This window comes from Micromonospora sp. NPDC005173, from assembly GCF_040608515.1.
In the GTDB taxonomy this organism is placed as follows: Bacteria; Actinomycetota; Actinomycetes; order Mycobacteriales; family Micromonosporaceae; genus Micromonospora.
Window position 1 is genome coordinate 114,940 of the sequence record NZ_JBEXIK010000019.1, and the last position, 13,197, is coordinate 128,136.

11 protein-coding genes are annotated in these 13,197 nt (G+C 72.6%); 6 read left to right on the forward strand and 5 right to left on the reverse strand.

Features of this window, described 5'->3' with window-relative positions; all coding sequences use genetic code 11:
* Positions 1-143 precede the first annotated feature (143 nt).
* From pdhA to ABZV00_RS21685, 4 genes are all read left to right on the forward strand, one after another.
* Entirely contained in the window at positions 144-1,310 is a 1,167-nt protein-coding gene (gene pdhA, locus ABZV00_RS21670; RefSeq protein ID WP_355608966.1) for a pyruvate dehydrogenase (acetyl-transferring) E1 component subunit alpha, read from the forward strand.
* Positions 1,307-2,323: an alpha-ketoacid dehydrogenase subunit beta gene (locus ABZV00_RS21675; protein WP_355609006.1), complete on the forward strand. Its 1,017-nt coding sequence runs from the start codon at positions 1,307-1,309 to the stop codon at positions 2,321-2,323. Before pdhA ends, ABZV00_RS21675 begins: the two co-directional genes overlap by 4 nt.
* Positions 2,320-3,705, forward strand: a complete 1,386-nt coding sequence (locus ABZV00_RS21680) for a dihydrolipoamide acetyltransferase family protein (RefSeq protein WP_355608969.1) — start codon at positions 2,320-2,322, stop codon at positions 3,703-3,705. The genes ABZV00_RS21675 and ABZV00_RS21680 overlap by 4 nt, the downstream gene beginning before the upstream one ends.
* 136 nt (positions 3,706-3,841) lie before the next feature.
* Positions 3,842-5,518 (forward strand): right-handed parallel beta-helix repeat-containing protein, encoded by a 1,677-nt coding sequence (locus ABZV00_RS21685; RefSeq protein ID WP_355608972.1) that lies wholly within the window; start codon positions 3,842-3,844, stop codon positions 5,516-5,518.
* 54 nt (positions 5,519-5,572) lie between these two features.
* Here the strand turns inward: ABZV00_RS21685 and ABZV00_RS21690 are convergent, their stop codons facing one another.
* Both ABZV00_RS21690 and ABZV00_RS21695 read right to left on the reverse strand, forming a co-directional pair.
* Positions 5,573-7,681 (reverse strand): PQQ-dependent sugar dehydrogenase, encoded by a 2,109-nt coding sequence (locus tag ABZV00_RS21690; RefSeq protein WP_355608975.1) that lies wholly within the window; start codon positions 7,679-7,681, stop codon positions 5,573-5,575.
* Between the two features lie 22 nt (positions 7,682-7,703).
* Entirely contained in the window at positions 7,704-8,660 is a 957-nt protein-coding gene (locus tag ABZV00_RS21695) for a sugar phosphate isomerase/epimerase (protein ID WP_355608978.1), read from the reverse strand.
* 667 nt (positions 8,661-9,327) lie between these two features.
* On the opposite strand from ABZV00_RS21695, the gene ABZV00_RS21700 reads away from it, so the two are divergent.
* Positions 9,328-10,587: an Ig-like domain-containing protein gene (locus ABZV00_RS21700; protein ID WP_328416416.1), complete on the forward strand. Its 1,260-nt coding sequence runs from the start codon at positions 9,328-9,330 to the stop codon at positions 10,585-10,587.
* Between the two features lie 72 nt (positions 10,588-10,659).
* Here the strand turns inward: ABZV00_RS21700 and ABZV00_RS21705 are convergent, their stop codons facing one another.
* Positions 10,660-11,676, reverse strand: coding sequence for an SMP-30/gluconolactonase/LRE family protein (locus tag ABZV00_RS21705; protein WP_355608983.1), 1,017 nt, complete (start codon positions 11,674-11,676; stop codon positions 10,660-10,662).
* Between the two features lie 284 nt (positions 11,677-11,960).
* Between ABZV00_RS21705 and ABZV00_RS21710 the strand changes: the two genes are divergently transcribed.
* On the forward strand, positions 11,961-12,347 hold the full coding sequence (locus ABZV00_RS21710; protein WP_355608986.1) for an STAS domain-containing protein: 387 nt from the start codon (positions 11,961-11,963) through the stop codon (positions 12,345-12,347).
* A gap of 154 nt (positions 12,348-12,501) precedes the next feature.
* Here ABZV00_RS21710 and ABZV00_RS21715 read toward each other — a convergent pair whose 3' ends face one another.
* Both ABZV00_RS21715 and ABZV00_RS21720 read right to left on the reverse strand, forming a co-directional pair.
* On the reverse strand, positions 12,502-12,894 hold the full coding sequence (locus ABZV00_RS21715; protein WP_328416422.1) for an FKBP-type peptidyl-prolyl cis-trans isomerase: 393 nt from the start codon (positions 12,892-12,894) through the stop codon (positions 12,502-12,504).
* A partial coding sequence (locus tag ABZV00_RS21720) for a hypothetical protein (protein WP_355608989.1) occupies positions 12,891-13,197 on the reverse strand: 307 nt, incomplete at its 5' end. The genes ABZV00_RS21715 and ABZV00_RS21720, both read right to left, overlap by 4 nt.

Here is a 13,197-nt window from a genome sequence, read left to right on the forward strand (position 1 = left end):
TGGTCCGGCCCGACCCGTCTCCGGCCTCCTGGCTCACCGATGCGCCATTCGCATGCCAACCGTCCCGCGTTCTACCTGGATCTTGAGTCAATCATCCGACAGGCGGAAGCATAGGCCCACCACACGTCCCAGGAGGTTCCGCCGTGACGACCACTCCCCAGGCGGTCCGCAGGGCATCCCCGCGCACCCGTCGAGCGGCCACCCCGCCCGACCCGGCGCGCTCGCTGCTGCCGGACGCCGAGCCGGTCCGCCTGCTCGACCCCAGCGGCACGCCGCTGCCCACCCGCACCGACTACCCGGAGCCGCCCGCCGAGGTGCTGCGCGAGCTGTACCGGCGGATGGTGCTCGGCCGCCGGTTCGACACCCAGGCGACCGCGCTGACCAAGCAGGGCCGGCTGGCCGTCTACCCGTCCTCCCGCGGCCAGGAGGCCTGCCAGGTCGCCGCCGTGCTCGCGGTCCGCGACACCGACTGGGTCTTCCCCACCTACCGCGAATCGATGGCGCTGGTCGCCCGGGGCATCGACCCGGTCGAGGTGCTCACCCTGCTGCGCGGCGACTGGCACTGCGGCTACAACCCGGCCGCCGTGCGGACCGCGCCGCAGTGCACCCCCCTCGCCACCCAGTGCGTGCACGCCGCCGGATTGGCGCACGGCGAGGCGTACCAGGGCCGCGACACCGTGGCGCTGGCCTTCATCGGCGACGGCGCGACCAGCGAGGGCGACTTCCACGAGGGGATCAACTTCGCCGCCGTGTTCAAGGCGCCGGTCGTCTACTTCGTGCAGAACAACCGGTACGCGATCAGCGTCCCGCTGTCCCGGCAGACCGCCGCGCCGTCACTGGCCTACAAGGGCGTCGGCTACGGCGTGCCAAGCGAGCAGGTCGACGGCAACGACCCGGTCGCGGTGCTCGCCGTGCTCACCCGCGCGGTGGAGCACGCCCGCGCCGGCAAGGGGCCGTTCCTGGTCGAGGCGCACACCTACCGGATGGAGCCGCACACCAACGCCGACGACGCCAGCCGCTACCGCGACGGCGCCGAGGTCGACGCCTGGCGCGACCGGGACCCGGTCACCCGCCTGGAGACCTACCTGCGAGCCCGCGGGGTGCTCGACGACGCGGCGGTCGCCGAGGTCGCCGACCAGGCCGAGGCGTACGCGGCGGACCTGCGGACCCGGATGAACGAGCAGCCGACGGTCGACCCGCTGAGCCTCTTCGACCACGTGTACGCCGAGCCCACCCCCCAGCTGGTCGAGCAGCGCGAACAGGTCCGCGCCGAGCTGGCCGCCGCCCGCGACGAGGAGGGTGACGCCTGATGGCCACCACCATGGCGAAGGCGCTCAACGCCGCGCTCGCCGACGCGCTCGCCGCCGACGACCGGGTGGTCGTCTTCGGCGAGGACGTCGGCCAGCTCGGTGGCGTCTTCCGGATCACCGACGGGCTGCAGGCGCGGTTCGGGGAGAAGCGGTGCTTCGACACCCCCCTCGCCGAGGCCGGCATCGTCGGTTTCGCCGTCGGCCTGGCCATGTCCGGGCTGCGGCCGGTGGTCGAGATGCAGTTCGACGCGTTCGCGTACCCGGCGTTCGAGCAGATCGCCTCGCACGTGGCGAAGCTGCGCAACCGGACCCGGGGCGCGCTGAGCGTGCCGATCGTCATCCGGGTGCCGTACGCCGGCGGGATCGGCGGGGTGGAGCACCACTGCGACTCGTCCGAGGCGTACTACGCGCACACCCCCGGGCTGAAGGTGGTCACCCCGGCCACCGTAGACGACGCGTACTCGCTGCTGCGGGAGGCGATCGACGACCCCGACCCGGTGGTCTTCATGGAGCCCAAGAAGCTCTACTTCGCCAGCGCCGAGGCCGAGCTGCCAGCGCGTACCGAGCCGTTCGGCCGGGCCGTCGTCCGTCGTGCCGGGCGCGACGCCACCCTGGTGGCGTACGGGCCGGCCGTGCCGGTCGCGCTGGAGGCCGCCGAGGCCGCCCGGGAGGAGGGCTGGGACCTGGAGGTGGTGGACGTCCGCACCATCGTGCCGTTCGACGACGCCACCATCACCGCCTCGGTCCGGCGCACGGGCCGGTGCGTGGTCATCCAGGAGGCACCCGGCTTCGCCGGCGTCGGGGCGGAGATCGCCGCCCGGGTGCAGGAGCGCTGCTTCCACGCGCTGCACGCGCCGGTGCTGCGGGTGGCCGGGCTGGACATCCCGTACCCGGCGCCGATGCTGGAGCACACCCACCTGCCCGGAGTGGATCGGGTGCTCGACGCGGTGGCCCGGTTGCAGTGGGACGACCAGCCGGACCCGCGCTGGTCGGTGCAGGGCAGCGCGGCATGACCACGGTCGAGCGGACGCAGGTCTTCCTCCTGCCCGACCTGGGCGAAGGGCTGAGCGAGGCCGAGATCGTCGAGTGGCGGGTCGCCGTGGGCGACGTCGTGACAGTCGACCAGAGCGTGGTCGAGGTGGAGACCGCCAAGGCGGTCGTCGACGTGCCCTGCCCGTACGCCGGCCGGGTGGTCACCCTGCACGGCGCGGCGGGTGAGGTCCGCCCGGTAGGCCAGCCGTTGATCACGATCGCGCCGCTGGACGGCGGCGACGAGCCGGCAGGGCACGCCACCTACCGCGAGGAGGAGCGGGCCGGCTCGGGCAACGTGCTGATCGGGTACGGCACCGGGCACGGCGGGGCGACCCGGCGCCGGCGTCGGCCCCGGCTGGCGCTGGCCCCCGAGCCCACCGAGGCCGCGTCGGCCGGCGTGGCCGGCCCGGCCGTCGCGAGCAGCCCGGCGGGCGGTACCGACCGGGCCGCCAGCGGTGCCCCGGCCGGCACCACCGCGCCGGCCGTCCTGGTCATCTCGCCGATCGTCCGGCGGCTGGCCCGGGAGCGCGGCGTCGACCTGAGCACGGTGCGCGGCACCGGGCCCGGCGGAGTCATCCGTCGCGCCGACGTGGAGGCGACCCAGGCCGTGCCCGCCGCCCGGCTCGCCGCCGTGCCGGACCCGCACGTCGCGCTGACCCCAGGCGGGGACGGCGACGTGATCGTGCCGCTCACCGGCGTGCGCAAGGTGATCGCCGACAAGCTCTCCCGCAGCCGGCGGGAGATCCCCGAGGTGACCATCTGGGTCGACGTGGACGCCACCGGGCTGCTGGAGACCAGGGCCGCGATCAACGCGGCGACGCCGGACGCGCCGGTGAGCATCCTGGCCCTGCTGGCCCGGATCTGCCTCAGCGGGCTGCGCAGGTTCCCGCAGCTCAACGCCCGGGTCGACACCGAGGCCCAGCGGATCGTCCAGTCCGCCGGGGTGCACCTGGGCATCGCCGCGCAGACCGACCGGGGCCTGCTGGTGCCGGTGCTGCGCGACGCCCAGCGGCTCACCACCGCCGAGCTCGCCGCCGAACTGGCGGCCACCACCACGGCGGCGCGGGCGGGCACCCTGGCGCCGGCCCGACTGACCGGTGGCACCTTCACCCTGAACAACTACGGCGTGTTCGGCGTCGACGGCTCCACGCCGATCATCAACCACCCGGAGGCGGCGCTGCTCGGGGTGGGGCGGATCGTGGACAAGCCGTGGGTGGTCGACGGGCAGCTCGCCGTCCGCAAGGTGACCCAGCTCAGCCTGACCTTCGACCATCGGGTCTGCGACGGCGGGGTGGCCGGTGGCTTCCTGCGGCACGTCGCCGACTGCGTGGAACGGCCGGCGCTGCTGATCGCCAACGTCTGACCACCGCATCCTCGACCCCGGCGCCGCACGCGGCGCCGGGGTCGACGCACCTCGGAGGTCCGGCGGACGTTTCCTGCCGTCGCCGCCGGGAAACCGGCGCACCGGAAGGCCACCCTCCCGCTGAGAGGAGCGCCCGGTGCAGCACGTTTCGCCCGTCGCCGTACGGGCCCGTCAGCCGGCCGTCGCCGGCGCGCCGTTCTACTGCGACGCCCGCGACTACGGACTCTGCGGCGACGGGGTGACGAACGACCAGCCAGCGCTCGCCGCCCTGGTGGACCGGCTCGGCGACGGCTACGCCGCCGACGGGCGGGCCCGAGTGATCTACTGCCCGCCGGGCATCTACTCGATCCGGGACGCCGGCACGGTGTGGCGCAGCGGCGTCTCGCTGATCGGTGCCGGCCCCGCCGCTACCCGATTCCTGCTCAGCAACGTCGGGAACCGCACCGACCCGACCCCGCTGGCGTTCTGGACCACCGTGCAGCACGGCGCCGACCGGGACCGGCACATCGCCGACTGCACCTTCGCCGACTTCGAGATCGACGGGTCCGGGGTGGCGATGGCGGAGTACAACTACCTCGCCAAGGGCCTCGGCCTCCAGTACGTGGTGCGCGGCGTCTTCCGCAACCTCTACATCCACCACACGGCCGCGACCGGGCTCGGCTGCGACTTCCTCCAGGACAGCCTGATCGACGGCGTCGTGGTGGTCGGTTGTGGCCGGCTGGACAACGGCGAGCAGATGGGCGGCGCCGGGATCGGGGTGGGCATCGGCGGTTGGGGCGCGGTGGAACGGCTGACCATCGCCAACTGCACCACCATGGCAAACGGCACCAACGGGATCTTCCTGGAGTTGCAGAAGGACTACTGGTCGCCGCCGCGGGGCTACCGGATCATCGGCTGTCACAGCGAGGGCAACCGGTTCGGCATCTCCGACTGGGGTGCCGATGGGCTGATCGTCTCGGCCTGCACGATGACCGGCAACCTGGAGGCCGGCTTCGACATCTCCGCCGAGGGCACCGCCGGCGTCGCCGGGCGGGGCGGGGTGCTGACCGACTGTGTCATCGACGGCAACGGCTGCGACGGGATCAGCATGGGCAACACCCCCGGGCCGTACACCATCCGGGGTAACCGGATCAGCGGTAACGGTCGGCACGGCTACCACGGGCACGACCTGGGGCACGGCTACCAGGGCCCGGCGATGGACGTGGTGATCGAGAGCAACGAGTTCTGGGGCAACGGCCTCGATGCCATCCGGGTGGACCGCCCGATGACCGACGCGGTGCTGCTCAACAACCGGCTGCGCAACAACGGACGGCAGTGCGGCGAGGCCGCCACCGGTGGCGGGGAGAGCGTTCGCTACAGCGAGCGGTCGATGGTGGACCGGGCTGCCCACTGGCCACACGACGGTCACCGCGGCAAGGTGCTGCGGGTTGGTAAGCGGGTCGCGGTGGTGGCGGCGAACAACGACACCGAGGTGACCCTCGCCCCGGTACGCCCCGGAGCGTTCAGCGGGTGGAGCGGTGACACGCCGAAGCCGGGCACCCCGTACGAGTTGGTTGCCGCGCCGGTGACCCGGGCTGGCATCGCCATCAACGCGCACTTCGACTCTGCCTCGGTGCGTGGCAACCGGATCTGGGACAACCACGACGACCAGACCCAGACCCACGGGTTGTGGATCACCGGGAGGGGTAGCTGCGTGGCCTGCCGGGTGGAGGACAACGACCTGGCCGGCAACGGCGCTGGCGGGATGCGGCTCGACACCCCACCGGTCGGTGGGCGTTGGAGTGGTAACCACGACAAGCACGACTGGAGTTGAGCCCTGGCGCGTCGGCGGCGGCGACCCGAGCGGGCCGCCGCCGCCGACGGGCGGTCAGCCGGCCAGGCCAGCCACCGGGTCAGGATCCAGCACGACGGTCGCCGTGCCGGTGTGCGGCGGCACACCGGGCTCGGTCGGCGCGTCGGTGTACTCCGCGACGAAGACCGCGGTGAGGTTGTCCGCCCCGCCGTGCCCGCCGTCCACGAAGGTGGCGATGGTCCCGGCGCACCCGGTCGCCGAGGAGAGCGGGTGCCCGTGCTCGTCGTGGCCGAGCACGTAGGTGACCTTCACCCGGGAGCAGTCCACCGGCAGGTCGTCGGTGACCTTCACCTGGTACGCGACCGTCTGCCCGAACTGGAAGGGCTGCCCGGCCACCGGGGTGACGAACTCGACGATCGGCGCGCGCGGCCCGACCAGCAGCGGCAGGGTCGCCGCCGCGGAGCGTCCGGTGCGGTCGGTCACCTTCACCGTGGGGGTGTACGAACCGTTCTCCTGGAAGGTCCAGGTCGGGTTCGGGTCGGTGCTGTCCACCGAACCGTCCGCGTTGAAGTCCCACGCGTAGCGCAGCGGGTCACCGTCCGGGTCGGTGGTGCCGGCGCTGGAGAAGGCGACGGTCAGCGGCGCCTGCCCGGCGGTCGGGTCCGCGCTGATCTTCGGGATCGGCGTCCGGTTGCCCCGGACGAAGTCGATCCGGGACAGCTGGGCGTCCGGGTTCTCGGCGAAGTAGCCGTCGCCGTACTCCAGCACGTAGAGCGCGCCGTCCGGCCCGAACTCCATGTCCATCGGGTTGTCCACAACCAGGGATGGCACCACCGGACGGATGTCCTTCACGTCGCCGTCGGAGTCGAGCCGGAACTCCTTGATGTAGTCCCGGGTCCACTCGTAGAACAGCGGCACCCCGTCGTAGTAGGCCGGCCACCGGGTGCGGGAGGTGCTGTTCCCGTCGTAGTCGTACGCCGGGCCGCCCATCGGCCCGATGCCACCGGTGCCCAGTTGCGGGAACTCCCCGGAGGCGGCGGACGGGTACCAGACCTCCGGCTGCTCGACCGGCGGCAGTTGCCGCTTGCCGGTGTTGTGGGGTGAGTCGTTGACCGGGCGCTTGCAGTTGAACTTCGCCCCGGATTCGCCGGTGGCGAAGTCGTAGTCGCGGTAGGCGATCGTCGGCGTCACGCAGTACGGCCAGCCGTAGTTCGCCGGCTTGTCGATCTGCATCCACCGGCCGTGCCCGGCCGGCCCCCGCGCGGGGTTGGACGACGAGGCGTCCGGGGAGTAGTCGGCCAGGTAGACGTTGTCGGTACGCCGGTCGACGGCGAACCGGAACGCGTTGCGCAGCCCCATCGCGTAGATCTCCGGGCGCGTCTTCGCGGTCCCCGGCTTGAACAGGTTGCCGGCCGGCACCGTGTAGCCACCGCCGGGCTTCACCCGGATGCGCAGCAGTTTGCCGCGCAGGTCGTTGGTGTTGGCGGAGGTGCGCTGGGCGTCGAACGCCGGGTTGCGGTCGGCCCGCTCGTCGATCGGAATGAAGCCGTCGGAGAAGAACGGGTTCGTGTCGTCGCCGGTGGACAGGTACAGGTTGCCCTTGCCGTCGAAGTCGATCTGGCCGCCGACGTGGCAGCAGATGCCCCGATCGGTGGGCACGTCGATGATCTGCTGCTCGGTGCTGAGGTTCAGCCGCATCCCGTCCAGCTTGAACCGGGACAGCCGCAGCGCGCCCCGGAACCGCTGCCAGTCCGCCTCGGTGCCAACCAGCGGCGCGTCCCCCTCGTTGACGTCGGGGGTGGCCGGGTCGTCCACCGGGGTGTTCAGGGGCGGCGAGTAGTAGAGGTAGACCCACTTGTTCTTGGCGAAGTCCGGGTCGATGGCGACCCCCTGCAGCCCTTCCTCGTCGTGCTCGTACACCGGGATGTCGGCGGCCAGGGTGTTCAGCCCGGTGCGCGGGTCGTGGATGCGCACCTCACCGGTGCGGGAGGTGTGCAGCACCCGCAGGTCGGGCAGGACGGCGAGACTCATCGGCTCGCCCGGGAAGTCGTTCAGTGTCACCTTCTGGAAGCTGCTGTCCGGCGGCGCGGCGGCCGGAGCGGGCGCGGCGGTCGCGGCTGTCGGTGGTGCGGCCAGGCCGGCCGTCACCAGCAGCAGGGCGGACACGAATGCGGTCCTGTTCATCAGGTCGTCCCCCGAGGAGTGGTCAGTACCGGAGTGAGGCGAGATAGTCGAAGCCGACCCGGGCGGTGTCCAGGGCGTCAGCGGGGGCGCGCGGCGGGGTGCCCGCATCGTCGCGTTCCACGATGTACTCCTCGATGCCAGCCTCCCGCTCGTGGGCGAAGATCCGGCCGAAGTCGATGACGCCGTCCCCGAGATCGGCGAAGCCGCCCTCGACGTCGAGGTCCTTGACGTGCACCTGGCGGATCCGGCCGCGGTTGGCCCGGATCACGTCAACCGGGTCGTGTGCGCCGCGCCAGGTCCAGTAGAGGTCGAGTTCGAAGTGGACCAGCCGCGGGTCGGTCTGCCCGGTGAGGATCTCGAAGCCGGTGGAGCCGTCGGTCAGTGGCACGAACTCCAGTTGGTGGTTGTGGTAGCCGAAGTCCAGCCCGGCGCGCTCGGCGAGCCGGCCGGCCTGGTTCAGGTCCCGGGCCAGGGCGCGGTAGACGGCCGGGTCCCGGATCGGCTGCCCGTTGGCGTCTCGACCAAAGTACGGGTGGACGATCTTCTTGCTGCCCACCACCTTCGCGTCGGCGAGGGCGCGTTCCCAGGCGCCGGCGTCGAACGGTTGCGGGATGCCGGTGTGCCCGGAGGTGGACCGCAGCCCTGCCGCGTCCAGTGCGGCCCGGAACTGCGCGGCGGTACGCCCGACGAAGCCGGCGTGCTCCACCCGCCGGTAGCCGATCCGGCGCAACGCGGCCAGGGTGCCGGGCAGGTCGGCGGCGAGCTGGTCGCGCACCGTGTAGAGCTGGATGCTGATCTGGTCCACCGGCACCCGGCGTCGGCCGTGGGAGTGCCCGGCCGACGCGGCGGTGGCCGGGCCGGCGAGCAGGCCGGCGGTGCCGAGGGCTGCGGCGGAGACGGTCGCGGCGCGGAGCACACCGCGCCGGCTGACCGGCCCGGAGACCGGTAACGGCTCCGCCTGGGTTGTCTGTTGATCCATGGTGGTGGTCCCTTCCTGACGGCTGGCACGCCGTCGGCGGCGGTCGACCGGCTGCCGCCTCCGGGCGCGCCGAACCGGCCGGATCAGGGATCCGGCGGGGACGTGACGGACGGCGCGCGGGTGCGGCCCGGACCCATCAGGAGCGGAACGCGGCGACCCGGCAGAGGTCGGCGGCAGGCTGATCGACGAATGGGCAACCTTCTATCTGAATCGCGACCCTACCCTTGCCTCCGGACGAAGGCAAAGCTTCGTCCCGATCAGCAGAAGTTTCGCTCCAGACAACAAAAGCCTGCCCTCGCGCTGCGTCACCGCCCTCGCCTCCCTCGCTCCCCGTGGGCAAGCCGCTCCGCGCCGGACCACCCTCCGAGCCGAGACCGCGCCGATTCCTGCCCGGCGCACTGGGGCGAAGGCTGCGCAATTGCGGCAGAGAGTGCAAGCCCGTCGTGGTGAGGGTCGGACGGGACGTTGTGGGGCGGGTGGGCCGGGATCGGTCGGACCGGTGCGCGGCGCGCAGGGGGGACCTGTCGTGTCTTTGTTTCGACAAGCAGCGCATTGCTGCGGAAAATGCGCCGATAAATGCGACGCCGATTATTTCCGAATGGCATGGGCACGCCAGTCGCGGCGGCGAGAATGTGGCAGAGGGAAGCCGAAAACGGGGGGACTGAACATGACGTTGAGGCGGCGATTGACGCTGTTGGCGGTAACCATCGCAGCCGTACCGCTGGCTGTCGGCGGGTGCACCGCCGACCGGGACCCGTCGGGCAAGGGGCACGCCGCCCCGCCGGAACTCACCGTGACGCCGGGGGACAAGGCCCGCGAGGTGCCGGTCAGCGCCGAGGTGGGCACTGCGGTCAAGGGCGGGCGGGTCACCGGCGTCAAGCTCACGGACGACAAGGGCAAGCAGGTCAAGGCGGAGCCGCGGGAGGACGGCTCGGGCTGGGTGCCGAGCACGCCGTTGCAACCGAAGCGGACCTACACCGCCGAGGTGACCGCGACCGGCGACTCGGGTGCCACGACGACCCGCACGTCGACATTCACCACCATGGCCAAATCCACCAAACCGCAGATCACCAGCACCCTCTATTTCGTCGGCAACCGGACGTACGGCACCGCGATGCCGGTAACCGTGGCGTTTGACCCGGGAATTCCGAAAGAGGCCAGGGCGGACGTCCAGCGTCGGTTGTTCGTAAAGACGAACCCGCCCCAGCCGGGTGCCTGGTCGTGGCTGGAAGACGGAAGCCAGGTCTATTACCGGGCACCCGATTTCTGGCGTCCGGGGACCACGATCAGCGTCCGGGCCGGCCTGCAGGGACTGCCGATCGGCAAGGACAAGATCGGCGACGCCGAGCGGACCGCGACCTCCAAGATCGGGAAACAGGTCGCGCTGGAGATCGACAACGACACCAAGCAGATGACCGTGCTGCGCGACGGGAAGCAGGTCCGCCGGATCCCGGTCAGCCTGGGCAAGCCGAGCACGCCGACCTCCAGCGGCAAGATGGTGATCATGGAGAAGCACGAGCGGACCACGTTCGACACCCGCGGTGAGCCGGACGGAGGCTACGTGGTCGACGTCGACGACGCCCAGCGACTCACCTGGGGTGGCGAGTTCATCCACTCGGCCCCCTGGTCGGAGGGCGACCAGGGCAGCACCAACGTCTCGCACGGGTGCACGAACGTCGCCGCCACCGCGGCGGACTGGTTGATGGGTGTGACCCAGGTCGGCGACCTGGTCACCGTGAAGGGCACCGAGGTGGAGTTGCAGGCCGGCAACGGCTGGACGGCGTGGAACGTGAGCTGGGACGAGTTCATCCGGGGCAGCGCCCTGCCGGTGCCGGCCGGGCTGCGGCCCGCACCGGTCGCCCCGGCGCACCCGGGCGCGGTGGCCGGCGGGTCGCCCGCACCGGCGCCCTCGGTCAGCGGTCGCTGAGACACCACAGACGGCCTCCGGGGCCGGCCCGCCGACTCGGCGGGTCGGCCCCGGCCGGCTTTCGGCGGGCGCTCAGTCCAGCGGTACCCGGGCCACCCCGGGCCCGATCAGGCTGCCCAACCAGAGCTGGTCGCCGTGCTGGCGTACCCCGGTGATCATCCAGTAGTGCCCGGCCGGGCCGTGCAGCGTACGGAGGATCACGCCCGCGCCGTCGACCAGCGCGACCAGCCCGTAGCGCTTCGGTTGTGGCTGCAGCGCGTCGGGCAGCAACGCGGCGATCTGGCGCAGACGAGGGTGCGGCAGGAGCCGCTCGGCGATCGGGACCCGCGGGCTGGGTAGCGCGATCCAGTACGTCCCGTCACCCACCGCGGAGAGATTGTCCGGATAGGCGGGCAGGTCGGCGAGCACTCGCACCCCGCCGCCCAGCTCGACGCGGAGCAGCCGGTGGGTGGTGGTCTCCACCAGCATCAGCGCCGACTCGTCCGGGGTCAGCGCGATCCCGTTGGGGAAGTACAGCCCGTCGGCCACCACCTCGGTGCGCCCGCTGCCCGGGTGGTGGGCCAGCACCCGGCCGTTCGGGCGGTGCTCCAGCAGGTCCCGCTTCCAGTGCGAGACAGGAAACCGATCGGAGGAGTCGGTGAAGTAGATGGTGCCGTCACGGGCCACCGTCGCGTTGTTGGCCAGGTGCACCGGCGGTGCCGTCCCGGTCAGCTCGTGTACGGCGCCGTCCGGTGTGACCCGCAGCAACCCGCGGTACGCGTCGCAGACCACCAGCGCCTCACCGGACGGGTCCAACTCGATGCCGAGCGGTCGGCCGCCGGTCTCCGCCAGCAGCCGGGGTCGGGTGCCGGCCCACGCGTCGGCCGGCCACCACCAGAGCCGGCCATCCTCGTCGCCGCTGATCACCCGTCCGGTCGGGTCGACCAGTACGTCCTCCGGACCGACGGCGCCGTCGGGCAACGGCAGCAGGTCGACCTGGTCGAGCCGGCGGTCGATGGCGGCCCACGCTCCGGTGAGCGGGGGAGGGACGGTGGCCGGCTCGCGGACGGGCCGGATGAGCCGGGGCGGCCGGGGCCGGGGGATCAGCATCGTCCCATTCTCCACCGCCGATGCCCGGCCGACCGGGAGCACCGCCGCGGCGCGGCGCGCCGGCCGTCGCCGAGCACGCCTCGGACTCCCGTTGACCGGCGCGCCCGCCGGGTGGCGTGGGGTGCCGGCAGCCGTGCGTCCCCCGCAGGCCAGCGGGACCAAGGGGGCACCCTGGCCTCCGCCCTTAGGGGGATGCGGGTGCCCTCCGGGGATGACCCTGGGCGTACCCGGAATCACTCGGTGGAGGGGCGAAACTGTCGGTGGTGGGGGCTAGATTCGTCGGTATGGGAGAGCACAGCGACCGGTTGGACGTGCAGGTCAGCGTGGGTGACCAGGTGGTCCAGGTGCGGGTGGCCGGCGAGGTCGACATCGCCACGGTGGCCGCGTTCCGGTCCGCGCTCTGGTCTGCGCCGGCCCGTCCGGTGCTCCGGCTGGAGATGTCCGAGTTGCGGCTGCTCTCCGCCGCCGGGGTGCGCACCCTGCTCGCCGCGCACCTGCGCGTCCGGGCGCGTGGCGGCGAGCTGGTCCTGGTCGATCCGACCCCGGTGGTGGCCCGGGTGCTGCGCGCCACCGGTCTGCACCGGGTGATGCCGGTGTTGGAGCCGGCCCGGGTTGTCGAGGCCGAGCGACGCCGGATGCCCCCGGCCTCGACCCTGGTGCTGGCCGCCTGACCATCGCCGCCGGGCCAGGGCACCGCGCGGCCGCCCGCCCCACGGGTCCGTGGCACCGGACCGCAATCCGGGCCGTGGCCACCCGGCCTTCCTCAGGCCCTGGTGGACGGGCCGAGCGGGGCCGCCGGCGTGGGCCGGCGACCCCCACGTTCCGTCAGCGCACGTCGAGCAGGTCGACGACGAAGATCAGCGTCTCGCCCGGCTTGATGACGCCGGCCGCGCCGCGGTCGCCGTACCCCAGGTGCGGCGGGATGGTGAGGCGGCGCCGGCCGCCGACGCGCATGCCGATCACGCCCTGGTCCCAGCCGGCGATGACCTGGCCGCCGCCGAGCGGGAACTCGAACGCCTCACCCCGGTTCCAGGACGAGTCGAACTCGCCGCCGGTGGAGTGCGACACGCCCACGTAGTGCACGCTGGCCAGTTGGCCCGGCTCGGCCTGCGGGCCCTCGCCCACGGTGATGTCCTCGATCACGAGGTCGGCCGGCGGCGCACCCTCGATCGGACCCACCTCGGGCTTGCCGGATCGGGCGCCTGCTGCCTGGTTCATGCGGGGATCTCCTGCCGTGCTGGGTGATGTGTCCGGTCACCGTCGATCCTGCCGGATCGCACCCCACCGATGTGCGGCGGACCCGCCACCTGGCCCGGGAGCATTTTGGCGGAACCCGCTGCCGGCGGGCGGCACCCCCGGCGGAACGGCGCGACCCGCTGGGCGCACCGGGCGGCGGCGGGTCGGGCACATGTGTGTCGGCGGGCGTCACCGGTGGTGAGCGGGCCGGCGTTGTTGTCCCGCTGGGCGAAGAAGACCTGCTGGCCGAGGATGTCCCAGCGGGCGTCCGAGCGGCGGAAGCCG

Excerpts from the sequence above, each read along its gene's own strand:
- ABZV00_RS21710 (WP_355608986.1), top strand. The coding sequence starts at position 11,961 with ATGGGAGAGCACAGCGACCGGTTGGACGTGCAGGTCAGCGTGGGTGAC.
- ABZV00_RS21695 (WP_355608978.1), bottom strand. The coding sequence starts at position 8,660 with ATGGATCAACAGACAACCCAGGCGGAGCCGTTACCGGTCTCCGGGCCG.
- ABZV00_RS21715 (WP_328416422.1), bottom strand. The coding sequence starts at position 12,894 with ATGAACCAGGCAGCAGGCGCCCGATCCGGCAAGCCCGAGGTGGGTCCG.
- ABZV00_RS21690 (WP_355608975.1), bottom strand. The coding sequence starts at position 7,681 with ATGAACAGGACCGCATTCGTGTCCGCCCTGCTGCTGGTGACGGCCGGC.
- ABZV00_RS21680 (WP_355608969.1), top strand. The coding sequence starts at position 2,320 with ATGACCACGGTCGAGCGGACGCAGGTCTTCCTCCTGCCCGACCTGGGC.
- ABZV00_RS21705 (WP_355608983.1), bottom strand. The coding sequence starts at position 11,676 with ATGCTGATCCCCCGGCCCCGGCCGCCCCGGCTCATCCGGCCCGTCCGC.
- ABZV00_RS21700 (WP_328416416.1), top strand. The coding sequence starts at position 9,328 with ATGACGTTGAGGCGGCGATTGACGCTGTTGGCGGTAACCATCGCAGCC.